The organism is Kitasatospora sp. NPDC053057, assembly GCF_044546945.1.
Classification (GTDB): domain Bacteria; phylum Actinomycetota; class Actinomycetes; order Streptomycetales; family Streptomycetaceae; genus Kitasatospora.
The window spans coordinates 375,762-400,251 of sequence record NZ_JBITZP010000002.1 but is presented as its reverse complement, the minus strand read 5'-3'; the positions used below and the strand labels follow the sequence as shown (position 1 = coordinate 400,251).

The window sequence follows — 24,490 nt, the reverse complement described above, 5'->3', positions numbered from 1 at the left end:
GCCGCCCGGCTCAACCCGCCTCGCCGACCAGGAGGTTGGTGCGCAGCCCGGTCAGCACGTCCTCGTCCAGCCCGAGCCCCTCCCGCCAGAAGGCGTCGAAGCCGCTCCAGCCGGCCTCGACCTCCGCGAAGGCCGCGTCCAGGTAGTCGCGGTCGGCCCGGAACACCGGCAGGAGGAGCTCGGGCTCACGCATCAGGCCGCGGCTGCCGAAGTCCTCCAGCACCCGGTCGACCACCGGGGCGGAGCGCTCGTTGGTGAGCAGGTAGTCGGCGAGCACCGTCTCGCGCTCCACGCCCAGGGCGGTCAGCACCAGCGCCGCGGCCCAGCCGGTGCGGTCCTTGCCCGCCGAGCAGTGGAACAGCAGCGGCACGCCGTCCGGGTCGGCCAGCAGCCGCAGCAGGGCGGCGAAGCGCTCGCGGGCCACCGGGTCGGTGACGAACCAGCGGTAGAGGCCGGTCATCATGGCGGCCGCCCGGCCGTTGCCGAGCAGGCTGCGCTGCTTGCGCGGGCTGCGGTCGGAGAGCGCGCTGCGCAGCATCAGGTGGATGTCGAAGTCCATTGCCAGCAACGGGAGATGATGCGTCGCCACGCCGTCCGGCAGCCGGTCGGGACCGGCCTCGCGGATCTCCTCGGAGCTGCGCAGGTCGACCACCGCGCGCAGGCCGAGCGCGCCCAGCGGGTCGAGGTCCTCGGCAGTGACGTGGTTCAGGCCGTCACTGCGCAGGGCCACCCCACCGCGCACCGAGCGGCCTCCGGCCGTCCGGTAGCCGCCCAGATCCCGGGCGTTGACCGCACCGCGCAGGCCGAGACTGCGCCCGACCAGGATGGCCCGGGCCGGCTCCGGGAGCACATTCCGTACATCCCCGATTCGCTCGGATGCGATCCGCCCATCGATCACCCGTGAGCCTCCATTGCATATTCGGACTGTCACATGGCACAGCGGTGCCCGATATTGCATGAACCTGCCCATTGGAGCGGGTCGATGTGCAAGAGTGTCAGGCGCAACGACGACAGTGTAGGTGCCCCACGGATCCCTGTGAGCCGCACAGTCGGTAACCAGCTGTAGCAGTCGGCTTCCGCTTTTTCATTTTCAATTCATTATTTGCGCGGGCGGTCCGGTTACGGTCACAATCAGCGCCTCCATGGCTTCGCCATGAACGTTGGTAACAGGTTCGCTGCACTCTCGCCCAATTGGTCCCTCGCACCGCCGACCCTCGACCAGGATGGGCGCCGGGCAGCCTGCTGCCCGCGAACAGCTACACGGGCAGGCGAGCGCCGAGCAGCGCGGGGCCTGTCCCAAGGGGAGGATCAGACATGGGTCGAGCGACCCGAAGAGTTGCCGCTTGCGCAGCGGCAGTTCTGCTGGCCAGCGGCCTGCAGACCACCCTGGCCCACGGCGACACCACGCCGCCCAGGATCGACCTCACCGTCCTGGTCATCGACGACGGGGGCCCGTCCGTCGCGGCGATCACCGCCGAGCTGAAGAGCCAGGGCACGCCGTACAAGGTCGTCAGCCTCAATGACCCCAACCGTCCCGTCATCAACTCCGCTTTCCTGAGTGACACGGTGAACGGGCTCCCCCGGGGCAAGTACCAGGGCATCGTGCTGCCCAACGAAAACCCCTTCCCCAACAGCGCCGCCGAGATGACGGCGATCGCCACGTACGAAGCCGCTTTCAACGTCCGGCAGATCGACGCCTACACGTGGGCCAGCCCGGCGGTCGGTCTGAACTACGCTCAGAATCCGGGATTCGTCGGCACCCTCGACGGATTCCAGGCAGCCACCACCACGGCCGGGACTTCCGGTCCGTTCGGGTACCTCAAGGGCAGCGTCCCGTTCGAGGACAACGACCCCAACGTCAGTGAGAGCTACGGCTACCTGGCGACCCCGCTCGCCAACCTGCCGTCCGGCGCCTCATTCGTCCCGCTGGTCGACGCGGCGATACCGAACACGACCAGCCGCGGTTCGCTGGTCGGTGAGTACACCCACGACGGCCGCAAGGAACTGGTCGTCACCTTCGTCTACAACCAGTACCAGCAGCAGTACCGGCTGCTGGCCCGCGGCATGGTCGACTGGATCACCCAGGGCGTCCACCTCGGCTACGACCGGAACTACTTCGCCACCCACGTGGACGACGTGTTCCTGGCCGACGACCGCTGGTCCACCACGCTCAAGTGCACCCCCGGCGACGTCACCTGCCCGCCCGGCACCCCGGACACGGGCAACCCGATCCGGATGACCCAGGCCGACGCGCAGTACGCCAAGCAGTGGGAAGCCGCCAACAACTTCACCCTCGACATGCTGTTCAACGGAAACGGCAGCGAGGACTGGAAGGCCGACCACCAGACCACGGTGGACCCGACGGCCAGCCAGCTGATCGCCGACCAGAACAGCTACCGCTGGGTCAACCACACCTTCAGCCACCCGTACCTGGGCTGCGTGCAGGACGTCAGCGTGGTGCCGTGGAAGTGCACCAAGGACGCCTCGGGCAACACCGTCTGGGTCGACCAGAACACCATCTCCACCCAGATCAAGCAGAACTTCGACTGGGCCGCCACCAACGGCCTCAAGGTCGACCCGCAGGTGCTCGTCACCGGCGAGCACTCCGGTCTGCTCACCGCCCCGCAGGAGACCAGCGACAACCCGAACCTGGCGCCGGCGCTGGCCGCCAACGGCATCAGGTTCACCGGCAGCGACGCCTCCCGCGAGCCGGCCCAGCGGGCCGTCGGCTCGTCCACGCTGACCGTGCCGCGGTACCCGATGAACGTCTTCTACAACGCCGGTTCGGCGCAGGAGGAGGCGGACGAGTACAACTGGATCTACACCAGCAAGGCCAACGGCGGCAGCGGCGTCTGCGAGAACAACGCCAACTCCACCTGCCTGCCCAAGCCGCTGGACACCACCACCGGCTACCAGTCGTACATCGTGCCGCTGGAGGCCCGGATCGACCTCGGCCACGTGCTGAACAACGACCCGCGCCCGCACTTCGTGCACCAGTCGAACCTCTCCGAGGGCCGCATCCTCTACCCGGTGCTGGAGAAGATCCTCGGCAGCTACCGCTCGCTGTACGCCGACAGCACCCCGATCGTGAACCTCGGCGAGCGCGAGATCGGCCAGGAGTTCCAGAAGCGCGCGGCGTGGAACAGCGCCCTCGCCTCCGGCCAGGTCACCGCGTACAAGATCGGCAACACCGTCACCGTCAGCGCACCGGCCGGTGTTCAGATCCAGGCCACCATGCCGACCGGAACTGCTCAGAAGATGGCCATCGGTACGGCCGCCTTCGGTTCGGCCTACGCCGGTACGCTCTCGGGCTGGGTGTCCCCGGGCGCCCTGCAGAGCAGCGTCACCCTGCAGCTCCCGTCCGCCAGTGCGCCGGCCGCCCCGGCCGCCGTCGCGCCGAGCGTCGCGGCCAAGTCCGTCCCGGCACCGGCGCCGGCGGACAAGAAGGTCGTGCCGCAGGGCGTCGCCACCCCCGTCCCGGCGGGTCCGGGCGACACCACCCGCAAGCCGGCCGCCAAGTCCCTCGTGCCCGGCAGCGGAACCCCGGTGCCCGGCAAGGACGCCGCCCAGGGCAAAGGCGCCCAGCACTCCGGCAACCGGTAACCCGTAACACCCCTTGGCGGGGGGGGGGGGGGGGGGGGGCCCCCCCCCCCCCCCCCCCCCCCCCCACGGCTCCCGCTCCGGCCACCCAGGCCGGACAGACGACGCAAGAACAGGAGGGGGGACAGGAGATGCGCGTCACCCTGCTCACCGAGGGGACGTACCCGCACCAGCACGGCGGTGTGAGCGTCTGGTGCGACCAGCTCGTTCAGGGCATGCCGGACGTCGACTTCGACATCGTCGCCGTCACCGGAACCGGCCAGGAACCACTGGCCTGGGAGCTGCCCGCCAACGTACGGTCGGTCACCACCGCACCGCTGTGGGGCCCCGCCTCGGAGGCCCGACCGCCGCGCGGCAAGGAGATGCGGCGCTTCCTCAACGCGTACGAGCGCTTCCTGCACTCCATCCTCGATCCGGTCTACACCACCCACTTCGGCACCGAGCTGTACGGCTTCGCCGACCTCGCCCGGCGCGGGCTGCTCAGCCCGGCGCTGCGCAGCGAGCGCGCCCTGCGCACCCTCCAGCACGTGTGGACCCGCGACTACCTGCCCACCGCGGTGTCCCGGCCCACCCTGCACGACGCGCTGAACGCCACCGACCTGCTGGAGCACGCACTGCGGCCGCTCTCGGTCAACCCGCCCACCGACGGCGTCGCCCACGCGGCCAGCGGCGGCCTCGCCACCCTGCCCGGGCTGATCGCCGCCCAGCAGTACGGCGTACCCTTTCTGCTCACCGAGCACGGCATCTACCTGCGTGAGCGCTACCTCGGCTACCGCACCGGCCCGTACCGCTGGCCGGTCAAGGCGCTGCTGCTCGGCTTCTACCGGATGCTCGCCGAGGAGAGCTACCGGCAGGCCGCGCTGGTCACCCCCGGCAACCGGTACAACCGGCGCTGGGAGGAGCGCGGCGGCACCCCCTCCACCCACATCCGCACCGTCTACAACGGCGTGGACCCGGCCGCCTTCCCGCCCGCCGGACCGGAGCCCGAGACCCCGACCCTCAGCTGGGCCGGCCGGGTCGACCCGATCAAGGACCTGGAGACGCTGATCCGGGCCTTCGCCATCGTCCACCGTGAGATCCCCGAGGCGCGGCTGCGGCTCTTCGGGGGCACCCCCAAGGGCGGCGAGGCGTACCGGGACGGCTGCATAGCCCTGGCCGCCGAGCTCGGCGTAGCCGACTCGGTGGCCTTCGAGGGCCGCGTCGCCGACATCACCGACGCGTACGCGGCGGGCAACGTGGTGATGCTCTCCAGCATCAGCGAGGGCTTCCCGTTCACCCTGATCGAGGCCATGTCCTGCGGCCGTGCGACCGTCTCGACCGACGTCGGCGGCGTGCGCGAGGCCGTCGGCGACACCGGGCTGGTCGTCCCGCCGCGCGAGCCCGAGCCGATGGCGGCCGCCGCGATCGAGCTGCTGCGCGACCCCGCGCGGCGCGCCCGGCTGGGCGAGGGGGCCCGGCTGCGGGTCATCGAGCAGTTCACGCTCCGCCAGAACATCGACGGCTTCCGGGGCATCTACACCGAGCTCCTGGGCACCTCCCGCTGGATGCCCGGCGGAATGGTCGCCATCACCGACGAGGTCCCCCGCCCGGACTGGGAACCGCAGCTGACCGCCGCGCGGCCCGAGCGCAGCGAGGTGGGCGCGTGAGCGAGCGAAGCGAGCGAGCCATCGACAGGTGCGCGTCCCGCGAAGAGGCCGCCGAGCGCAGCGAGGTGGGCGCATGAGCGAGCGAAGCGAGCGAGCCATCGACAGGTGCGTGTCCCGCGAAGAGGCCGCCGAGCGCAGCGAGGTGGGCGCATGAGTGGTCCGATCCGCCTCGTTCCGGACGAGGGCGGCTCCGAGCGGACGATGCAGCTGCGCACCCTGCCGCTGAAGCGCCGCCGGCCGGCCCCGCCCGCCGAGCCCGACCCCGCGGAGCAGCTCGGCCTCTCCGACGACCCGCTGGACGAGCTCGCCGAGCGCCTGCACGACATCTGCGCCGACGCCGTCCACCCCTACGAGATCGCGGCCTTCCTGGAGTCCGACGGCCTCTCCGACGAGCAGGCCGCCCTGCTGTACGGCCGCCCCGACGCCTTCACCGTGGCCGAGGAGCTGTTCGAGAAGGTCGAGCGCCGCTACCCCGGCCCGAGTTCGGAGTTCGCCAACCCCTGGCGGGCCGACCCCTGGCGCTGCGTGGTGCGCGGCCTGGTGTTCGCCCTGCCCGGGCTCGGCTACCTGCTCGGCGCCAACCTGTTCGCGACCACCCGGATGCGCTTCGGCCTGCCCTCGGGCATGCTCGCGCTGTCCATCGCCACGCTGGTCAGCTGGGGCTTCAACCAGGCGCTGGCGCACCGCGCGTACCGCTGGCTGGGCCGGCTGCGCCGCCGGGAGGCCGCGGTCTGCCTGGCGGTCGGCGCGCCGATCGGCGCGCTGCTGGCCTCCGCCGCCGCGTACGTGATCGGCGGGCCGCTCGGCGCCCTGTGGTTCGCCGCGGGGCAGTCCTGCTACCTGGGCGCGGCCACCGCGCTGCTGGTGCTCGGGCGGGAGAAGTTCCTGCTGCTGGCGCTGGCCCCGGCCTCGGTCGGCGCGGGCGTGGTGCTGGCGGTCGACGTCCCGGAGCTGGTCCGTACGGTGGTGCTGCTCGCCTCGGTGGCGCTGGCGGTCGGCCTGGCCGTCCGGGAGCTGATGGTCGCGGCCCGCGACGGCGAACGGGACGGCGTGGAGGTAAAGCTGCCGATCCGCCAGGAGGTCCCGCACCTGCTGTTCGGGCTGGCCTGCGGCGCGCTCACGCTGATCGCCGGCCTCGGCGAGACCATCCACCAGGCCGTGCACGCCGCCTCCCACGTCGTGCACGCCCACCCCGGGCACGCCCACCCCGTGGGCGAGGTGAAGACCACCCCCACCGGCCCGGCCATGATCGCGCTGACGCTCAGTCTCGGCCTCGCCGAGTGGCTGCTGTTCCGCTACCGGGCGATGGCCGTGGCCGCGCTGCGCACCAGCCACACCACCGGGCAGTTCACCCGCCGCACCGGCGGGATCCTGCTCGGCTGCCTGTTCATCTACCTCACCACCGTGGCCGCGCTGGACGCCGCCGCGACCGTGCTGTGGCCGGGCGCCCCGTCGCTCGGCGTGCCGCAGCTCGGCGCGATGCTGCTCCTGGGCGGCTCGCTCTGGCTGGCGCTGCTGCTGAACGCCTTCGGGTTCAGCTGGAGCACCGCCCTCATCTGTCTGGCCGCCGCGGTCGCCGAGAGCGTCGGGCTGCTGACCGGTGCGGACCCGATCGTCCTGCAGCTGATCGGCTGCGGGGCGGCCGCACTCGTCCTCACCGCCACCGCCGGGCCCGCGCTCGGCCGCACCACCCAACACCGCTGACACCTCAGCTCCGCTGAAGGGCCAGCCTCCACCGAGAACACCACCGGCCGGCTGTCACGGGACGTCCGGCCGCTCCCGAAATCGAGAAAGCGAATCCGCATGAGCAGCGTCGCGGTTACCGGAGCCGAGGGCTTCATCGGCTCCCACCTCGTCGAGACCCTGGTCGCCGACGGGCACCACGTCCGCGCGATGGTCCAGTACAACTCCTTCTCCTCCTTCGGCTGGCTGGAGACCCTGCCCGAGGAGGTGCTGGACTCGATCGAGATCGTCCTGGGCGACGTCCGGGACCCGGGCTCGGTCAACGGCCTGGTCAAGGGCACCGAGGCGGTCTACCACCTGGCCGCCCTGATCGCGATCCCGTACTCCTACCGCGCTCCCCACTCGTACGTGGACACCAACGTCACCGGCACCCTGAACGTGCTGGAGGCGGTGCGCCACCTGGAGATCCCGCGCCTGGTGCACACCTCCACGAGCGAGACCTACGGCACCGCGCAGACCGTGCCGATCACCGAGGACCACCCGATCAACACCCAGTCCCCGTACGCCGCCTCCAAGGCCGGCGGGGACCGGCTGGCCGACAGCTACCACGCCAGCTTCGAGACCCCGGTCGTCACCCTGCGCCCGTTCAACACCTTCGGCCCGCGCCAGTCGATGCGCGCCGTCATCCCGACCGTGATCGCCCAGGTGGCGGCCGGCCAGACCGAGATCACCCTCGGCGACCTGCGCCCGACCCGCGACTTCATGTTCGTCAAGGACACCGCCAACGCCTTCCGCACGGTGGGCACCGCGCCCGCCGAGACGGTGGTCGGCCGGACCTTCAACGCCGGCACCGGCGGCGAGATCTCGGTCGGCGACCTGGTCACCCTGGTCGGCAAGCTGATGGGCGTCGACCTGCTGGTGCAGGAGGACGAGCAGCGCATCCGTCCGACCAACTCCGAGGTCATGCGCCTGGTCGCGGACGCCACCCGGCTGCGCGAGGCCACCGGTTGGGCCCCGCTGTTCAGCCTGGAGCAGGGCCTGGAGCAGACCATCGAGTTCTTCCGCGACCCGGCCAACCTGGCGCGCTACAAGACCGACATCTACAACGTCTGACCGCCGTAACGATCATGCTCGTCCTGGTATCCGAGGTTCGTGTCCTACACATCCTTTCCGTGGGGGAAACACCATGCACGCAGTGATCCTGGCCGGCGGTAAGGGCGTCCGTCTCCGCCCGTACACCACCGCGCTTCCCAAGCCGCTCGTCCCGATCGGCGACCAGCACGCGATCCTGGAGATCGTGATGCGCCAGCTCGCCGCCGCGGGCTTCAAGACCGTCACCCTGGCCATCGGCCACCTCGGCCACATCATCCGCGCCTACGTCGGCAACGGCTCGCAGTGGGGCCTGCGAGTCGGCTACGCCGTCGAGGACAGCCCGCTCGGCACCATGGGCCCGCTGCTCACCATGCAGGACCGCCTGCCGGAGCACTTCCTGGTGATGAACGGCGACATCCTCACCGACCTGGACTTCGCCGGGGTGCTCCGGCACCACGAGACGTCCGGCGCCCCGCTGACCATCGCCACCTACGCCCGCCAGGTGAAGATCGACTTCGGCGTGCTGACCACCGACTCCGGCACGATCACCGGCTTCCAGGAGAAGCCCAGCATCGACTACCGGGTCTCGATGGGCGTGTACGGCGTCTCCCGCGCGGCACTCGCCAAGTACACCCCGGGCCTGCCGCTGGGCTTCGACGAGCTGGTGCTCGACCTGCTGGCGGCCGACACCCCGCCGGCCGCGTACGACTTCGGCGGCTACTGGCTGGACATCGGCCGCCCGGACGACTACGACCGGGCGAACACCGAGTTCTCGACGATCCGCCCGGTCCTGATGCCCTTCGAGTCGACCGTCACCGTGCCGGGCGTCGCGGAGCTGCCGATCCCGGCCACCCGCACCGCCCCGGACGACGAGGTCGAGGAGCCCGCCGCCGCGGGCGTCGAGAGCGACGGACGGGCCGCGTGAGAATCCTGCTGCTCGGCGGCGACGGCTTCCTGGGCCGTCACGCCTCCGCCGTCCTGCGGTCACTGCCCGGGGCCACCGTGCTGACCGCGGGCCGGCGGCCCGCTCACGACCTCCGGCTGGACCTGGGCACCGCCCAGGCCGGCCCGCTCGGCGAGGAACTGGCCGCGCTGGCCCCCGACGTGGTGGTCAACTTCGCCGGCGCGGTGGCCGGCAGCGCGGTCAAGCTCGCCGAGGTGAACGCCCGCGGTCCGGCGGTGCTCTGCGAGGCGCTCTCCCTGGGCGCCCCGAAGGCCCGCCTGGTGCACATCGGTTCGGCCGGTGAGTACGGCGTCTGCGCGGAGGGCGAGTCCCTGACCGAGCAGGCCGACGCCCGCCCGGTCGGCGTGTACGGCGCGACCAAGCTGGCCGGCTCCCTCGCGGTGGCGGGCTCCCCGCTGGACGCGGTGGTGCTGCGGGTGTTCAACCCGGTCGGCCCGGGCGCCCCGGCGGGCTCGCTGCCCGGCCGACTGGCGGCCGAGCTGCGCCGGGTGGCGCCCGAGGGCGCCGACGGCGTGGTCACGGTCGGGGACCTCTCCGCCTACCGGGACTTCGTGGACGCCCGGGACATCGCCAAGGCGGTCGGCCTGGCCGTCGCCGCCGACGGTCCGCTCCCCCGGGTGCTCAACCTCGCCTCGGGGCGGGCCCAGCCGGTCCGGGCGATCGCCGACGGCCTGGTCGCGGCGTCCGGCTTCACCGGCCGGATCGACGAGAGCGGGGCGGGCTCCGAGCGCTCGGCCGGGGTCTCCTGGCAGCAGGCCGACGTGTCGGCCGCCGCCCGGGAACTCGGCTGGCACCCGGAGACGGTCCTCGCCGACACCCTGCGCGACCTGTGGCTCGACACCGCCGAACCCGCGCCGATCCCGGTGGTCGCATGACCTCCGGGACCATCCCCGACGGCCGCCTGCTGGTGCCGCTGTACGTCCACCCCGCGGTGGACCCGGCGGCCTGGCGGGCGGTCGCCGCCGCCGACCCCGCCCGGATCGCCGCCGTGGTGCTCAACCTCGCGGACGGTCCGGGCGAGGTGCCGGACCACGTCTTCGCCGAGGCCGCCGAAGAACTCCGGGCGGCCGGCCTGCCGTTGGTCGGATACGCCGACACCGACTACGGCCGCAGGCCGCACGCGGCCGTGGTCGCCGACATCCTGACGTACCGTCAACGGCATGGCATCACCGGCGTGTACCTCGACCAAGTCGCCACCCACCCGGGCGCGTTGGCGCACTACCGGCGGCTCGCGACGGCCGCTCGGGCGGCCGGCTGCGGCACCGTGGTGTTCGGCCACGGCGAGCACCCGGACCCCGGCTACGCCGAGGTCGGCCTCGCCGACCTGCTGGTCACCTTCGAGGGCGACTGGGACGCGTACCGCGCCATGACCCTGCCGCTGTGGACCGGCCGCCACGCGGCCTCCCGCTTCTGCCACCTGGTCTACGACGTCCCGGCCGAGTCCGCCCAGGATGCCTCCGCACTGATCGCCGCCCGGCGAGCCGGCGTCGGCTGTGCCGTACCGGGCGCCGGGGAGAACCCCTGGCGCACCCTGCCCTACGGCCTGACCGCCGCTGAACTGACCTGACCCGATCCGGAGTTCGACTACCGTGAACCGCCGCACCCGGCTGCTGCCGGCCGCCATAGCCTTCGCCACCGTCACCGCCCTGCTGGTCAGCTCGTGCAGCAGCTCGGGCTCGGAGGACGACCAGGACTCGTCCGACGGCACCCCGAGCAACTCCCCCGCGGCCACCGCGCCGAGCACCCCCGGCGACGGCTCCGCCACCCCCGGCACGCCCAGCGCCCCCGGCACCACCTCGGCCCCGGGCACCACCACCGCCCCCGGCACCCCGGGCACCACCACCCCGCCCGGGGCCACCACCCAGCCGCCGGCCGGCGCCCGCTGGCAGCCCACCCCGGGCCTGGCCTGGCAGTGGCAGCTCGGCGGCACCGTCGACCAGTCGGTGGACGTACCCGTCTACGACATCGACGGCTTCGAGAACGACGCCTCGGTGGTCGCCGCGCTGCACGCCAAGGGCCGCAAGGTGATCTGCTACATCAACGCCGGCTCCTGGGAGGACTTCCGCCCCGACTCCGCCGCCTTCGCCAAGGCCCTGCAGGGCTCGGACACCGGCTGGAAGGGCGAGAAGTGGTTCGACATCCGCAAGCTCGACCAGCTGAAGCCGCTGATGGCCACCCGCTTCGACATGTGCAGGAGCAAGGGCTTCGACGCCATCGAGCCGGACACCATCGAGGCCTACAACCAGAACAGCGGCTTCCCGCTGACCCCTGACGACCAGCTCGCGTACAACCGCATGCTGGCGAAGCTCGCGCACGACCGCGGTCTGGCGATCGGCCTGAAGAACGACCTGGACCAGATCCCCGCGCTGCTGCCGGACTTCGACTTCGCGGTCAACGAGGAGTGCTCGCAGTTCGACGAGTGCGACCGGGTCTCGCCCTTCATCAAGGCGGGCAAGGCGGTCTTCCACGTCGAGTACAAGCTCGACACGGACCAGTTCTGCGCCAAGACCAAGGCGCTGGGCTTCAGTTCGATGCAGAAGAAGCTCGACCTCAACGCCTGGCGCAAGCCCTGCTGAGGACGTCCTCCCCCGTCGCGCGGGTGACCCGGGCCAAGGCCCCGGCTCTTGGGTTTTGTCGGATCAGGCCGCGGCGGGCCCGGCAAGGATCCAAGAGCCGGGCCCTACACCCGCGCGAGGGTCACTTGACCGCCAGCCAGACGACGGCGCCCAGGACGACCAGGGCGATGACGGCGATCAGCGCGATCACGCCGGTGCGACTGCCGTTCTTGCTGCTGCTTCCGTAGGTGGAGACGGAACCCGGTGCCTGACGCGCCGGGCTCTCGTCGACGAACGCCCGGAACATCTGGGTGCTACCGGCGGGGTCGTAGTCGTTGTCAGCCATGGCACGGACTCTAACGAATCCGCCCACCTCAGGCACACCCCGGACCCCTCCTCCGGCCGACGGACCACCCGGGCGTGCGACGACGATACGACGGGATCGTGAAATCCGTGTGACCAATGGAATGCTCTGCCGCGCAAGAGGGTTGACTGCGAGCATGACCACCGGAAACCACAGCCGGGTCCGCCTCGGCACCTCCGACCTGTCCGTCCACCCGCTCTCCCTCGGCGGCAACGTCTTCGGCTGGACGGCCGACGAACAGCAGTCCTTCGCCGTGCTGGACGCCTACGCGGCCGCCGGCGGCAACTTCGTCGACACCGCCGACGTCTACTCCGCCTGGGCCCCCGGCAACACCGGCGGCGAGTCCGAGACGGTCATCGGCAACTGGCTGCGCAGCCGGGGCAACCGCGACGACATCGTGATCGCCACCAAGGTCGGCATGCACCCCGAGGCGAAGGGTCTGGGCGCGGCCAACATCAGGGCCGCCGCCGAGGCCTCGCTGCGCCGCCTGGGCGTGGACCACATCGACCTGTACTACACCCACCGGGACGACGACACCCCGGTCGAGGAGTTCGTCACCGCACTGGACGAGCTGGTCCGCGCGGGCAAGGTCCGGGCGGTCGCCGCCTCGAACATCTCCGCCGAGCGGCTCGCCGAGGCGCTGGCCTTCGCCGAGCGCGAGGGCCTGGCCAAGTACGTCGCGGTCCAGCCGCACTACAACCTGGTGTCCCGCGACACCTTCGAGGGCCCGCTGGCCGAGGTGGTCGCCGAGCACGGCCTCGCCACCGTGCCGTACTACGCGCTCGCCTCCGGCTTCCTGACCGGCAAGTACCGCCCGGGCGGCGCGGGCGTCGACAGCGCCCGCGCCGAGGGCGCCGCCCGCTACCTGGCGGAGCCGCGCGGCCCCAAGGTCCTGGAGGCGCTGGACTCGGTCGCGGCCGCCCACGGCGTCGAGCCAGCGAGCGTCGCCCTGGCCTGGCTCGCCGCCCGCCCGACGGTCGCCGCCCCGATCGCCAGCGCCCGCACCGTCGACCAGCTGCCCCCGCTGCTGGCCGGCGTCACCCTGGAGCTCACCCCGGCGCAGACCGCGCTGCTGGACGAGGCCTCGGCCTGAGCACACGACCGGGCCCCCGACAGCGGCGTGCCGTTGGGGGCCCGGCGTTCTCCGGCTACGGCCGCCCGAAGTGGGTCGGGTAGTAGCCCGAGTCGAGCGTCGATATCCGGACGGTCTTGCCCGGCCGCGGCGCCTCCACGAACTTGCCGCCGCCCAGGTACATCCCCACGTGGTGGATTCCCGAGGCCCGGCCGCTGTCCGACCAGAACACCAGGTCACCGCGGCGCAGCTGCCTCGCGCTGATCGGCGTGGTCGCCGCGTACTGGTCGTCGGCCACCCGCGGCAGGCTGATCCCGCTGCGCCGGTAGGCCTGCTGGACCAGCCCGGAGCAGTCGTAGCCGGACGGGCCGTCGCCGCCCCAGCCGTACGGCTTGCCCAGCTGGGCGAGCGCGTAGTCGACGGCCGCCTCGGTGCTCCCGGAGGACGCCGTGCCGCCCGGGGAGGAACCGGTGCCCGGCCGCTCGACGGCCTGGTCCGAGGCCCCGCCGGGCTGGCCGGTGCGGCCGACGTAGACGTCGTAGTGGCTGGTCCAGCGCCACTCGCCGCTGCCGTTCTTGAACCAGTACCTCGACCCGTCCCAGCCCTGGCGCAGGCCCCAGGAGGAGGCCGAGCCGTTCGAGACGGCCTTGCCGCCGGAGCCGCCGGACTGGCCGATGCGGCTGGCGTAGACGTCGTAGTGGCTGGTCCAGCGCCACTCACCGGCGCCGTTCTTGAACCAGTACCTCGACCCGTCCCAGCCCTGCTTGCCGGCCGCGGCGTGCGCGGAGCCGGCCCCGGCCGTCAGGCCGACCACGCCGGCGCCCGCCAGCACGGTGGTGGCCAGGCAGGTACTTCGCACGGCCCGGTGTATTCGGCTGCCCCCGACCGCCGCGGCGGCGCGGGCGGTGCGCGGCCGGGCGGCGCAGTTCGGGCAGCCGCAGCCTGTGATCGCGGGGATGCTGCCGAGGCGCTCCTCGAAGCCGATCAGGCCGGAGTCGGCGTCGAGACCGGTGTCGGGTTCGGCGTACGCGCCGGTGGCTATCCTCATGCGGGTCGTCCTTCCTTCCGCCCGGCACGGGCGGCCGGGGGCGGTACCGAGGCGGCCACTCCGGCCGGGGCGACGAAGGCGACCAGCAGCTGCTCCATCAGCGCGCTGCGGGCGGCCTCGTCCAGTTCGTGCGCGGTCGCGCGCTCCAGCCGGTGGACGGCCAGCGCCGCCGCCTCCACCGCGTCGTCGACCAGCACGGTCCGCAGGCCCGCGTCCAGGTCGGCCAGCCGGCGGCGGCGCATCGACTCGGCCACCTCGGGCGCGTAGTCCAGCGCCAGCGGCTGCACCGAGTAGACCTCCAGGCCCGCCGGGGCGGCTTCGGCGGCCAGCGCCCGGGTCATCTCGTCGGCGAACCACTGGCCGTCGCGCAGCGCGGGGCCGGGCGCCGCGTTGCTGTCGCACGGCAGGGTGGAGGCGGTACGGGTGAGCACCGCCTGGACCTGCTCGCGCAGGTAGCTCTCGTGGTCCTCGATCGCCAGCAGCGCCCGCGCGGTGTCCTTGACCCGCCAGACGATCAGCAGCCGGACGACGATCGGGGTGCCGGTGCGGTCGACCACCTTGACCGGCTCGCTGCGCCAGTGCCGCAGCCGCACGTCGACCCGGCGGCGGCGCAGCAGCGGGTTGACCCAGACCAGCCCGGACTTGCGCACCGTGCCCCGGTAGCGGCCCCAGCGGGTCAGCACCCGGGTCTCGCCGCCCGCGTTGGCCAGCAGACCGGCCAGCGCGAACACCACCAGCAGACCGGCCACGCCGACCGCGGCGATCGCCTGGGCGTCCACCTCGGCCCGGCCGCCGTCCCGCACGGCGGAGTTGCTCAGGTCCGGCAGCGCGTCCCAGTGCGGGATGACGCCGGTGCGCAGCAGCACGTACCCCACCCCGGCCAGGCCGAGCAGCACCACCAGCAGGGCGACCCAGCCGGGCACGGCGGTGGCGGTGTGCTCACGCACCGCCTGGTCCGCCCGCGGGGGGCGACGCGAGGTGGCGGCGGCGGGGGCACCGGCCCGGCCGACCTCGGGGAGTTCGACGGTCTCCGGGGCGGCCGTCTCCAGCGGGTCCCGCAGGTCGGCGGGGCGGGCGGAGGACGGGCTGGGGACGACGGCCAGCGGAGCGGTCGCCGGGCCGCCGCCGGCCGGGCCGGCCGGCTTGCCGGCCTTGACGGTCGAGACCTCGGCGAGCGGGCTGGCGCCGGAGGCGGAACGTTCCGGCAAGGCCGGGGGGAACGACTCGGGCAGGTTCTCGAGTCGCTGCGAAGAATCGCGGGTGACGTCCATGCACGGATCCTCTGGGTCTGGTGTGTCGCGCAACGGGCGGCCCGGATCTGACGGGCAGTGCCAGGGTCAGGCTAAGTTCATACGTCATCAAATGCGACATTTGAGCAGAGGTGTGTCGACATTTCCTGACGAATCGTCCAAAGCCGACCTGACGCGCAGACACATGAACGGACGGTTGGGACGGTTCGGCGCAGGTCAGCGCCGTCGGGCACCGGATCCACGGGCGAACACCCGGCGGGTGATCAGCCCGATTCCGGCGAGCACCAGCAACACCCCGGCGAGCAGGCCGTGCCGAGCCTCCCGGGGCCGCCCGGCCGCCGCCCCCTCGACCGGCGGCGCGGGCAGCGGCCGGCCACTGGCACCGCTCGCCCCGCGTCGGCCCTGGTCGGCGGCCGACAGGGGCTCGGCCGACCAGCCGGGGCGGCCGCCCTGCGGGGCGGGAGCCGCGGTGGAACCGGTGGCAGAGGCGGCGCCCGGGGGCGGAACGGCGCTACGCGGCCACGGGGCGGAGACGGCGGACACGGACGGGACCGTCGGACGGGCCGAGGCCGTCGGGGCGGCAGGGGAGGTCGAAACGGCTGGGGTCGCGGGTACGAACGGCACCACCGGAACCACCGGCGGGACGGTGATCGGCAGCAGCCCCGGCGGGACGGGCCGGAACTCCGGGGCCTCGGTCGAGCCGGAGGGTCTCGGCGAGGACGCCACCGACGCCGTCTCACCCGCAGTCGGACTCGCAGTCGGACTCGCACTCGGAGTCGCACTCGAAGTCGCACTCGCGCCAGGCCCAACCGACTGCGTGGAAGCGGGCGTTGAAGGGGCCGGTACGGCCGGACCGGCCGCCGGTGAAACCGAAGCGCTCGGGGAGCCCGCGGCACTCGGACCGGGCGCCGTCGGAGTCGGCGCCGCCGCCACCCGCACCCGCACCGGGTCCGCCGAAGTCCCGTTCCCCGCCCGGTCGGTCGCCGTGACGGTCAGCCACTGCTCCCCGTCCGCCAGGTCCCGGTTGGCGGTGCAGCTCCAACTCCCGTTCAGCGCCGCCGTCGCCCCGCACAGCACCGTACGGGCGCCCGCCCCCGCACCGGCCGTGACCAGCACGTTCGACCCCGGTTCGGCCCGCCCGGCGAGCTTCGGCCGACTGACCCGCAGCACCTCCCCCGGGGCCGGCGAGCCGAGCACCGGCTTGTCCGGCGGCACGGTGTCCACCACCAGCGCGACCGGCTGCCCCGCCGTACGGTTCCCCGCCGCGTCGACCGCGACCGGGGTGAGCCGGTGGCTGCCGTCCGCCAGGTTCTCGACCGGCAGGCAGGACCACGCGCCGTCCGGCCGGACGGAACTGCTGCACAGGTCGGAGGAGGTGGACTGGTCGGCCACCGAGACGGTGCTGCCCACCTCGCCGGTGCCGGCGAGCTGCAGCCCCGGGTCGTTGGTGTAGGCGGGGAGGCTGAGCACGGGCGCGGCCGGCGGGCTGGTCTTCACGGTGACCCTGACGGCCTCGCCGCGCAGCACCACGCCCCCGCTGGTGGTCTCCACCGGGGTGAAGCCGTGCGCCCCGGCCGCGAGCGCGCTGCCGGGGCGGCAGGACCAGTCGCCGCCGCGCCCGACCTTGGTCTTGCAGAGCGTGCTGTCGCCGTCCCGGACCTCCACCGAGGCGCCCGGGACCGCGCCCTCGCCGCGGATCTTCGGGCGGGCGTCGGCCAGTACGGTGCCGTCGACCGGCTCGGCGATCTCGGGCCGCGCGGCGCCGACGGTCAGCTTGATCCGCTGGTCGGAGACCTGCCCCGAGTCTGCGAAACCGCCGGAGGGGACGAGCTGGCCGGTGTCGCGGCCGATCCGCAGCCGGGCCCAGGTCTCGCCGGAGGCTGCGCCGGACGGCACGGTCCACTCCAGGGTCGCGGAGTCGGCACCGGCCGGGATCTCGGTCTGGACCCGGTCGGCGGGGTCGAACCGGCCGCTGTGGTCGAAGTCGATCCAGCCGGCCAGGGTCGCGGGCTGGTCGCCGACCGCGACCGGGACGGTGAGCCGGTAGTAGTGGCCGATCGCTGCCTCGCCAGGGAAGCCGATCGCCGGGTCGGCACCCTGGTACTCGCCGCGGCCGGGCTGGAGTCCGGGCGGCGGCGGGCTGGTGGCGGGGCTCGCGAAGGGGTTGCCGCGCCACACGGCGCCGTGGTCGAGCTCGACCATCGGCCCGGCGCCCGCGGAGCCGCCGGGCCGGGGCCGGGCCCGGCGGGACGGGGTGGCGGCGTCGGTGCCCAGGAAGAGGTCGGAGACCACGTGCGAGGCGTTGCCGTACGCCTGCGGCGCGGTGCCGAGGTCCTCGTCCACGGTGACGGTGAAGGCCTGGCGCAGCGCGGGCGGGGCGGCGCTGCTCCCGTCGCGGGCGGTGGAGCGCTGCTCGACCCGGAACTCCGCGGTGCGGACCGTCCCGGCGAGTTCCAGGGTGCCCTCGGCGGCTGAGCCGGCCGCGCCGTCGGAGGAGCCGTCACTTCCGCTGGGGGCGAGGGAGTTGCCGTCGACCTTCCAGCCGGGCCAGTCGGTGCGGGCGACCAGGGCGGGGGCGGCGGGCGAGCCGCCGGTGAGGGTCAGCCGGGCCGCGGTGCTGGTGGTGCCGGATTCACCGGTGGCCACCGCGGCCAGCCCGCTGAGGTGCAGCCGGGGATTGCGGACCGGCCGGGAGAAACTCAGCCGGAGGGTTCCGACGGCGCGCCAGGAACCGTCCGTCTGCGGATGGTCGGGGGCGATGCCGAAGGACTGGGCAGCGTCGCCGGGGCGCATTCCGTCCGCGTACACCACTGCGGAATGCCCCCCTCCGGAACGACCGGCCAGTCGGCCCGACTCGGCGCTGACACCCGTGTCCGGCGCGGCGGTGAAGTCGAACTGCACGGCGAGCCCGGACGGCAGCACCGCCCGGCGCTGCGCCGACCAGGCGTCAGGGGACTGCTGTGCGACCGAGAACGGGGCGTTCCAACCGGTCAGCGCCCCGACCGTGAGGACGGCCAGGGCGGCGGTTGTGCGGGGAAACCGTCGGCTCATCCGGCTCTCCTTCACGGTCGACTGCCGGGGTGGCGGGCAGTCTGGGCACAAGATCGGACAAAACGGAATCACGATCCCGGGCCGGTCATACCGCGACACCTGTGCCCTTGGCCGCGTCCCACCCGTTCGGCAGTCATCCGGACAGCAGGACGGGAGACACCCGAAACGACTGCATTTCAGCCATGAGGAGGCAATGGATCCCACCCGAACAGCCGGACCACCCGAATGGCCGAGAAGCGGGAATTCCGGCCGGATCGGCAGGCGCCGGCGTCCGGCATCTGACCATTCGTCGACTGGCTCTGTTCGAATTACCCGCCGGCTCAGTAGAGTCGGGCACCGTGACTATGGACCCCGTGCTCGTCAAGCGCAGTTTCGCGGCCGTAGAGCCCCACGGCCCCGCCGTCGCCGGATACTTCTACCGGCACCTGTTCGAGCACGCTCCCGGTGTCCGCGGCCTCTTCGCCGAACACCTGGACGAGCAGCAGGACCGGCTGTTCGCCGCCCTCGGCGCACTCGTCATCCACCTGGAGGACGCCGACACCGTGCTCGGCCTGCTCCGCGACCTCGGCGCGCGGCACGCCCGGTACGGCGCGCTGGTGGAGCACTTCCCGGCCGTCGGCGCGAGCCTGCTCGCCACCCTGGCCCACTACGCCGGCGACGAGTGGACCCCGGAGGCCGAGGCCGCCTGGACCGCCGTCTACACGGTGGTCAGCGACACCATGGGCGCGGCGCTCACCGAAGCCCGGTCGGCCTAGCCGGGAGTGGTCCGGTGGCCTTCGACCCCGCGGTCATCCGCGCCAGCTTCGCCGTCGTCGAACGCCGGGCCGACCACCTGACCACCTTCTTCTACGCCCACCTGTTCAGCCACAATCCCGGGCTGCGGTCGCTCTTCCCCGCCCAGCTGCACGAGCAGCGCGACCGGCTGTTCGCCGCGCTCACCCGGATCGTGCTGCGGCTGGACGAGCCCGGCCGGCTCACCGAGTACCTGCGGGCGCTCGGGCGCGACCACCGCAAGTTCCAGGCCGCGCCCGAGCACTATCCGGCCGTCGGGGCCAGCCTGATCGCCGCGCTGCGGCAGTGCTCCGGCCACTCCTGGACGCCGGAGACCGAGAAGGCCTGGACCGAGGCCTACACCGTGATCGCCCGGATCATGACCGAGGCCGCCGACGACCTCCCGGAGCACCACCCGGCCTGGTGGGAGGCCGAGGTCGCCGCCCGCCGCCGAGCCGCGTCCGACCTGGTCGTGCTCACCCTCGCCCCGATGCGCCCGTACCCCTTCGCGGCCGGCCAGTACGTCACCCTCAGCAGCCCTCGGACGCCCCGGGTCTGGCGGCCGTACTCACTCGCCAACGCGCCGCGCCCGGACGGCAGCCTGGAGCTGCACGTACGGCGGGTACCCGGCGGGCTGTTGAGCCCCGTCCTGGTGGAGGACGTGATGCCCGGCGAGCTGCTGCGGCTCGGGCCGCCGCTCGGCGAGGCCGTGCTCGCCCCCGCATCGGACCGGCCGCTGCTGCTGGTCGCCGCGGGCAGCGGCTGGGGGCAGACCAAGGCGCTGCTGGAGCAGCTCACCGCCGAGCAGCCTGGGCGGGAGGCCACCGTGCTGCTGGCGGCCCGCTCGGCGGCCGGGCAGTACGACCTGGACACCGTGCGGCGGCTGCTGGCCCGCAATCCCCGGCTGCGGGTGCTGACGGCCACCCCCGGCCACCCCGCGGGGCCGGGCGGGACCACCGCGCTGCTGCGGGAGACGCTGCTCGGGCACGGCGACTTCACCGGCTGGGAGGTCCACCTCTCCGGCCCGCCGGAGCTGGTCGCCGAACTCGCCGGACTGCTCCACGCCCTGGGCGCCGCCCCCGGGCTGGTCCGTCACGACCCGGCGCCGGTGACCTTCAACCGGGCCCGGCCGTTGACCAGCTCGGACTGGTTCCTGGACCACCGGGACGTGCCGTGGATCAACCGGACCGACCTTGGGTGACCTGCGTCACGGACGGGTCGGTACGGGGAAAACGGAGAAGCCCCCGGCCGGTGGCCGGGGGCTTCTCGCTGGTGCGCTCAGCAGGATTCGAACCTGCAACCTCTTGATCCGTAGTCAAGTGCTCTATCCGTTGAGCTATGAGCGCAAGGAACGGGCGAACCCGATCTTGCGGAGTTTGGTGCGCTCAGCAGGATTCGAACCTGCAACCTCTTGATCCGTAGTCAAGTGCTCTATCCGTTGAGCTATGAGCGCTCGCCCTGGGGAACGTTGTCCTCGGGGCGTTGCGTGGACAACATTACATGACCTGCGACGTAGGACGAAATCGATTGATCCGACCCCTCCGGGCTGGCCGATGATCACGCCCCGGACATGCGGAAGAGCCCCGCCGACAAGATCGTCGACGGGGCTCCCGGCTGCGGAGGCTGAGGGATTTGAACCCTCGATCAGGAATAACCCCGAAACCGCATTAGCAGTGCGGCGCCATAGACCGGACTAGGCGAAGCCTCCCCACATGGACCGCATCCGCGCGAAGCGGACCCGTTCCGTGTGTCAGTGATGATGCCACAACCGTGGGGCTCGGCACCAACCACCGCCAACGTTACTAGGCGGGTCGTCCCCGCCGCAAAGAAGAATGAGATACTGCCGACTCCGGAGGAGCTGCCCTGAGCCGAGGAGACCTGTCGACGTGAGCAGCAGGCCGATCCGAGGCGCTGCTCGCCTCGACGCCATACTCGACGCCCTGCCCGACGCGTTGTTGCTGGTGAACAGCAACGGCACCGTCGTGGACGCCAACAGCGCGGCGGTCCAGGCGCTGCAGGCGCCGGGCACCTCGCTGGTCGGCATGGGCGTGCTCGGCCTGCTGCCCGAGTTCGACCCCAGCCGCATCCCCGGCTCGATGCGCCCGGCCACCCGTGACGGCGACGCCCTCGACCGCCCGGTCCGGATGACCGCCCACCGCACCGACGGCACGACCTTCCCGGTCGAGGTCTCCGGCAACGACTTCGCCACCGACGGCGGCGACGGCTACGGGCGCTCCCCGTACGACCCCTACCGCGACGGCCCCCGCGCCTCCTCGTCCTCCGACCTGCTCCTGCTGCTGGTCCGCGACCTCTCCGGGCGCCTGGGCGTCGAGGCCGAGCTGCGCCGCCAGCACAAGCAGACCGAGATGATCCTGCGGGCCGCCGCCGAGGGCGTGCTCGGCGTGGACCTCGAAGGACGCTGTGTCCTGGTCAACCCGGCCGCCGCGCACATCCTGGAGTACCGGGCGAGCGAGCTGGGCGGGCGCGAGCTGCACCCGCTGATCCAGCACTCCCGGGCCGACGGCACCCCGCTGGCGCTGGAGGAGTCCGCTCTGCTGGACACCCTGACCTCCGGGCGCAAGCACCGGGTGCGCGGCACCGTGCTGTGGCGCAAGGACGGCCGCCCGGTCACCGTCGACCTCACCACCGCCCCGGTCCGGGACGGCGACCAGCTGGTCGGCGCGGTGATGACCTTCACCGACCGCAGCCGCGAACTCGCCCTGGTCGCCCGCAACGAGCACCTCACCGCCGTCCTGGAGAGCGAGCTCGGCGGCGCGCTGAGCGCGCTGAACCAGCGGCTGGACCGGCTCGCCGCCGACCCGGCCGGGCAGCTCTGGCCCGAGGCCAACTGGACCCTGCGCCGGCTCGCCGACGAGTGCCGCCGGTTCGGGAAGCTGATCGACGGGGTGCTCGAACACCAGCGCTGCGAGGCCGGCGAGAACGGACCGGCCGAGGGCAAGGACGCGAAGGACGGCAAGGAGGGCAAGACCGGGCGCAAGGCCGCACAGCAGGTGCCGGTCGGCCTGGACAAGGTGGTCCGCCGGGCCGTCGAGGAGGCCGGCGAGCTGGTCGGCCCGGGCCGGGTGCGCTTCTCGGTGCACGCCGCCGCGGTCGAGGTGATCGCCGACGAGCGGCGGCTCGCCCAGGCGCTGGCCCACCTGGTCGCCGACGTCAGCGGCACCGGCCTCTCGCTGGACGCCCCCGCCGCCGCCTCCCCCGGCCTGGCCGTCCCCGGACTGGCCGCGCCCGGGCTCGGCAATTCGCCCGCCCCGGCCACGCCCGCCGAACCGCCGACCGTCGTCCTGGCCGCCGCCCAGCGCGGCGAGGTCGCCCGGGTCGAGATCCGCGGCCCCGGCGTCGGCGGCAGCCCCGTCCACCTGCCGATAGCCCGCGCGGTGGTCGAGCGCCACGGCGGCGTGCTCCAGCCGCACGAGCTGCCCGGCAAGGCCGGGACCACGTACGTGGTCGAGCTGCCGCTGGACCCGGTCGCCGCGAAGGCCGCCGCCGAACGCGCGTCCGCCGAGGGCCGCTCGGACCGGCCCAAGGAGAGCGACAGCGCCGTCCTGCCCGAGCTGCCGGGCATCCCGCAGCTGCCCAGCAGCGCCGGCGCCGCCGAGGACACCGGGAGCATCCCGGCCGCCCCCGGCACCCCGGCCGGATCGAGCGGACCCGACGGCCCGGGCGACGAGCAGTCCGGCCGTCCGGCCCCCGGAGCCGAGCAGGCACCCGCCGAGGAGCCCCCGGCCGAGCGTCGCGGGCGCCGCGGCCGGCCCGCTGCCGAGACCCCGGCCCCCGAGGCCGCCACCTCCCCGGCCGACCCCGCCGACCAGTGGCCGAACGCCCCCGCCCGGGTGGAGCGGGCCGTCCCCGAGCAGTGGAACGGCACCGGGAACGACCCCGCGTACGGCCGCGGCGGCCAGGCCGCCGCGGAGGCGGCGCAGAGCGATCCGTGGGGCAAGGACGACGGCCGCTCCGGCCCCGCCTACGCCGTGCCCGTCGAGGGCGGGCGCCCGCAGCAGGTCCGGCCCGCCGGTCGTGAGCCGCTCGCGCTCGGCCCCGCGCCGGCCGACGCCGCAGCGCAGCCCGGCGGCGCCCCCGCCGAGGACGGCGCCGAGGCCAAGCCGCGCCGACGCCGCGCCCTGCCCTCCGCCGAGGACTCCTCGGGCGGCTTCGCGCTGCCCGGCATGGGGGACGCCCCGGTGTACCCCGGCCTGGAACACGCCCTGCCCGCCGGTCCGGCGCCCGCCCCGGCCGAGCCCGCCGCCGCACCGACCGGCCGCCGCCGCCGGCTCTCCGTACCGCCCGGGCCCGCCGCGGACGCCCCGGCCGGAGCCCCCGCCCCGCAGCCCGGCGGCGCGCTGGAGCCCGCCCGGCCCGCGCTGCCCGCCGCCGAGGAGCAGAGCGGCCCGCGACCGGTCGGCAGCGGCCTGGCCGAGCTCGCCCCGCCGCGCCCGGTCGTCGCGCCGGTCGGCACCCCGCCGGTGCCCGCCCTCCCGGCGCAGCCGCCGGCACCGGTCGCACCGCGCCCGATGGCCGAACTGCCGGCCGCCGGGGGCGACCGCCCCGACCCCGAGCGGCCGCAGCCCGCGTCCGGCGAGCTGGCCAACACCCGCCGGCTGCTGGTCTGGCCCGAGCCCGACCCGGCCACCGGCCAGGCCCTCCAGTCGCGCGGCTACCTCCCGGTGATCGTCCGCTCCCGCGAGGAGGTGGACGCCCAGGTGGCCGGCTTCCCGGCGGCGCTCTTCGTCGACCCGCTGACCAGCCCGATCACCCGCACCGCGCTGCAGTCGCTGCGCACCGCGGCACTCAACAGCCGGATCCCGGTGCTGGTCACCGCCGGTCTCGGCCAGGCCACCCGGGACGCCGCGTACGGCGCCGACCCGGCCGTGCTGCTGCGCGCCCTCGCACCGCGCGACGGCGAGCACCACGCCCCGCGGGTGCTGCTGGTCGAGGGCGACCCGGACATCGCCGCCGCGATGATCAGCAGCCTGGAGCGGCGCGGCATGCACGTCGAGCACGCGGTGGACGAGAACGACGCGGTCGCCCGGGCCAGCAGCGTCCAGCCCAACCTGGTGGTGATGGACCTGTTCCAGATCCGCCGCCGCCGGGTCGGCCTGCTGGACTGGCTGCGCGCCAACGACCGGCTGCACCGCACCCCGCTCGTGGTCTACACCTCGGTGGACCTCGACCCGCGCGAGCTGCCCCGGCTGCGCACCGGCGAGACGGTGCTCTTCCTCGCCGAGCGCTCGACCAGCGAGGACGTCCAGTCCCGGATCGTCGACCTGCTCGGACGGATCGGCGCGATGGGCGAGGCGGGCGTCGCCGCCGCGGGCTGAGCCCGGACACGGCGGAGGGCCGGCCCCCGTTCCACGCGGGGGCCGGCCCTCCTGCCGT

General features: G+C 73.6%; 16 protein-coding genes, 3 tRNA genes and 1 pseudogene. 12 read left to right on the top strand and 8 right to left on the bottom strand.

Going from position 1 to position 24,490, the window contains the following annotated elements; all coding sequences use genetic code 11:
* Positions 1-10 precede the first annotated feature (10 nt).
* Positions 11-850, bottom strand: coding sequence for a tyrosine-protein phosphatase (locus ACIG5E_RS04410; protein ID WP_396531385.1), 840 nt, complete (start codon positions 848-850; stop codon positions 11-13).
* A 464-nt stretch (positions 851-1,314) separates the two neighbouring features.
* Here ACIG5E_RS04410 and ACIG5E_RS04405 point away from each other — a divergent pair, with 464 nt between their 5' ends.
* The 8 genes and pseudogenes from ACIG5E_RS04405 to ACIG5E_RS04370 all read left to right on the top strand — a co-directional run bounded on the left by ACIG5E_RS04405 (position 1,315) and on the right by ACIG5E_RS04370 (position 11,561).
* Complete coding sequence (locus ACIG5E_RS04405) at positions 1,315-3,603, top strand: hypothetical protein (RefSeq protein WP_396531384.1); 2,289 nt, start codon at positions 1,315-1,317, stop codon at positions 3,601-3,603.
* Between the two features lie 128 nt (positions 3,604-3,731).
* The gene (gene pelF, locus ACIG5E_RS04400) at positions 3,732-5,246 is read left to right on the top strand and encodes a GT4 family glycosyltransferase PelF (RefSeq protein WP_396531383.1); all 1,515 of its coding nucleotides are present in this window, start codon (positions 3,732-3,734) and stop codon (positions 5,244-5,246) included.
* A gap of 150 nt (positions 5,247-5,396) precedes the next feature.
* Positions 5,397-6,950 carry a hypothetical protein gene (locus ACIG5E_RS04395; protein ID WP_396531382.1) on the top strand — a complete coding sequence of 518 codons (1,554 nt, stop codon included), beginning with the start codon at positions 5,397-5,399 and terminating at the stop codon, positions 6,948-6,950.
* A gap of 99 nt (positions 6,951-7,049) precedes the next feature.
* Positions 7,050-8,042 carry an SDR family NAD(P)-dependent oxidoreductase gene (locus tag ACIG5E_RS04390; RefSeq protein WP_396531381.1) on the top strand — a complete coding sequence of 331 codons (993 nt, stop codon included), beginning with the start codon at positions 7,050-7,052 and terminating at the stop codon, positions 8,040-8,042.
* A gap of 73 nt (positions 8,043-8,115) precedes the next feature.
* Positions 8,116-8,817 (top strand): annotated as a pseudogene (locus ACIG5E_RS04385) (NDP-sugar synthase); the annotation flags it as partial.
* Between the two features lie 125 nt (positions 8,818-8,942).
* The gene (locus ACIG5E_RS04380; protein WP_396531380.1) at positions 8,943-9,860 is read left to right on the top strand and encodes an NAD-dependent epimerase/dehydratase family protein; all 918 of its coding nucleotides are present in this window, start codon (positions 8,943-8,945) and stop codon (positions 9,858-9,860) included.
* Positions 9,857-10,552, top strand: a complete 696-nt coding sequence (locus ACIG5E_RS04375; RefSeq protein ID WP_396531379.1) for a spherulation-specific family 4 protein — start codon at positions 9,857-9,859, stop codon at positions 10,550-10,552. The genes ACIG5E_RS04380 and ACIG5E_RS04375 overlap by 4 nt, the downstream gene beginning before the upstream one ends.
* Before the next feature lie 22 nt (positions 10,553-10,574).
* The gene (locus tag ACIG5E_RS04370) at positions 10,575-11,561 is read left to right on the top strand and encodes an endo alpha-1,4 polygalactosaminidase (RefSeq protein WP_396531377.1); all 987 of its coding nucleotides are present in this window, start codon (positions 10,575-10,577) and stop codon (positions 11,559-11,561) included.
* A 121-nt stretch (positions 11,562-11,682) separates the two neighbouring features.
* Here ACIG5E_RS04370 and ACIG5E_RS04365 read toward each other — a convergent pair whose 3' ends face one another.
* Positions 11,683-11,886 carry a hypothetical protein gene (locus tag ACIG5E_RS04365; RefSeq protein WP_396531376.1) on the bottom strand — a complete coding sequence of 68 codons (204 nt, stop codon included), beginning with the start codon at positions 11,884-11,886 and terminating at the stop codon, positions 11,683-11,685.
* A 154-nt stretch (positions 11,887-12,040) separates the two neighbouring features.
* Between ACIG5E_RS04365 and ACIG5E_RS04360 the strand changes: the two genes are divergently transcribed.
* On the top strand, positions 12,041-12,997 hold the full coding sequence (locus ACIG5E_RS04360; protein WP_396531374.1) for an aldo/keto reductase: 957 nt from the start codon (positions 12,041-12,043) through the stop codon (positions 12,995-12,997).
* 55 nt (positions 12,998-13,052) lie between these two features.
* Here ACIG5E_RS04360 and ACIG5E_RS04355 read toward each other — a convergent pair whose 3' ends face one another.
* The 3 genes from ACIG5E_RS04355 to ACIG5E_RS04345 form a co-directional block, all read right to left on the bottom strand.
* Positions 13,053-14,024 (bottom strand): C40 family peptidase, encoded by a 972-nt coding sequence (locus tag ACIG5E_RS04355; protein WP_396531373.1) that lies wholly within the window; start codon positions 14,022-14,024, stop codon positions 13,053-13,055.
* Positions 14,021-15,232, bottom strand: a complete 1,212-nt coding sequence (locus ACIG5E_RS04350; RefSeq protein ID WP_396531372.1) for an SPFH domain-containing protein — start codon at positions 15,230-15,232, stop codon at positions 14,021-14,023. Before ACIG5E_RS04350 ends, ACIG5E_RS04355 begins: the two co-directional genes overlap by 4 nt.
* Positions 15,233-15,490: 258 nt before the next feature.
* Positions 15,491-18,325 (bottom strand): Ig-like domain-containing protein, encoded by a 2,835-nt coding sequence (locus ACIG5E_RS04345; protein WP_396531371.1) that lies wholly within the window; start codon positions 18,323-18,325, stop codon positions 15,491-15,493.
* A gap of 344 nt (positions 18,326-18,669) precedes the next feature.
* Between ACIG5E_RS04345 and ACIG5E_RS04340 the strand changes: the two genes are divergently transcribed.
* Positions 18,670-19,080: a globin domain-containing protein gene (locus ACIG5E_RS04340; protein WP_396531455.1), complete on the top strand. Its 411-nt coding sequence runs from the start codon at positions 18,670-18,672 to the stop codon at positions 19,078-19,080.
* A 14-nt stretch (positions 19,081-19,094) separates the two neighbouring features.
* Positions 19,095-20,297: a globin domain-containing protein gene (locus tag ACIG5E_RS04335; RefSeq protein WP_396531370.1), complete on the top strand. Its 1,203-nt coding sequence runs from the start codon at positions 19,095-19,097 to the stop codon at positions 20,295-20,297.
* Positions 20,298-20,366: 69 nt separating this feature from the next.
* Here ACIG5E_RS04335 and ACIG5E_RS04330 read toward each other — a convergent pair.
* The 3 genes from ACIG5E_RS04330 to ACIG5E_RS04320 all read right to left on the bottom strand — a co-directional run bounded on the left by ACIG5E_RS04330 (position 20,367) and on the right by ACIG5E_RS04320 (position 20,804).
* A tRNA-Arg gene (locus ACIG5E_RS04330) sits at positions 20,367-20,442 on the bottom strand.
* A gap of 31 nt (positions 20,443-20,473) precedes the next feature.
* Positions 20,474-20,549 (bottom strand) — tRNA-Arg (locus ACIG5E_RS04325).
* 164 nt (positions 20,550-20,713) lie between these two features.
* Positions 20,714-20,804 (bottom strand) — tRNA-Ser (locus tag ACIG5E_RS04320).
* Positions 20,805-20,982: 178 nt separating this feature from the next.
* On the opposite strand from ACIG5E_RS04320, the gene ACIG5E_RS04315 reads away from it, so the two are divergent.
* Positions 20,983-24,432 (top strand): PAS domain-containing protein, encoded by a 3,450-nt coding sequence (locus ACIG5E_RS04315; protein WP_396531369.1) that lies wholly within the window; start codon positions 20,983-20,985, stop codon positions 24,430-24,432.
* The last annotated feature ends 58 nt before the right edge of the window (positions 24,433-24,490 follow it).

Coding starts and splice junctions, on each gene's coding strand:
- ACIG5E_RS04405 (WP_396531384.1), top strand. CDS start 1,315: ATGGGTCGAGCGACCCGAAGAGTTGCCGCTTGCGCAGCGGCAGTTCTG.
- pelF (WP_396531383.1), top strand. CDS start 3,732: ATGCGCGTCACCCTGCTCACCGAGGGGACGTACCCGCACCAGCACGGC.
- ACIG5E_RS04395 (WP_396531382.1), top strand. CDS start 5,397: ATGAGTGGTCCGATCCGCCTCGTTCCGGACGAGGGCGGCTCCGAGCGG.
- ACIG5E_RS04390 (WP_396531381.1), top strand. CDS start 7,050: ATGAGCAGCGTCGCGGTTACCGGAGCCGAGGGCTTCATCGGCTCCCAC.
- ACIG5E_RS04375 (WP_396531379.1), top strand. CDS start 9,857: ATGACCTCCGGGACCATCCCCGACGGCCGCCTGCTGGTGCCGCTGTAC.
- ACIG5E_RS04365 (WP_396531376.1), bottom strand. CDS start 11,886: ATGGCTGACAACGACTACGACCCCGCCGGTAGCACCCAGATGTTCCGG.
- ACIG5E_RS04360 (WP_396531374.1), top strand. CDS start 12,041: ATGACCACCGGAAACCACAGCCGGGTCCGCCTCGGCACCTCCGACCTG.
- ACIG5E_RS04355 (WP_396531373.1), bottom strand. CDS start 14,024: ATGAGGATAGCCACCGGCGCGTACGCCGAACCCGACACCGGTCTCGAC.
- ACIG5E_RS04345 (WP_396531371.1), bottom strand. CDS start 18,325: ATGAGCCGACGGTTTCCCCGCACAACCGCCGCCCTGGCCGTCCTCACG.
- ACIG5E_RS04340 (WP_396531455.1), top strand. CDS start 18,670: ATGGACCCCGTGCTCGTCAAGCGCAGTTTCGCGGCCGTAGAGCCCCAC.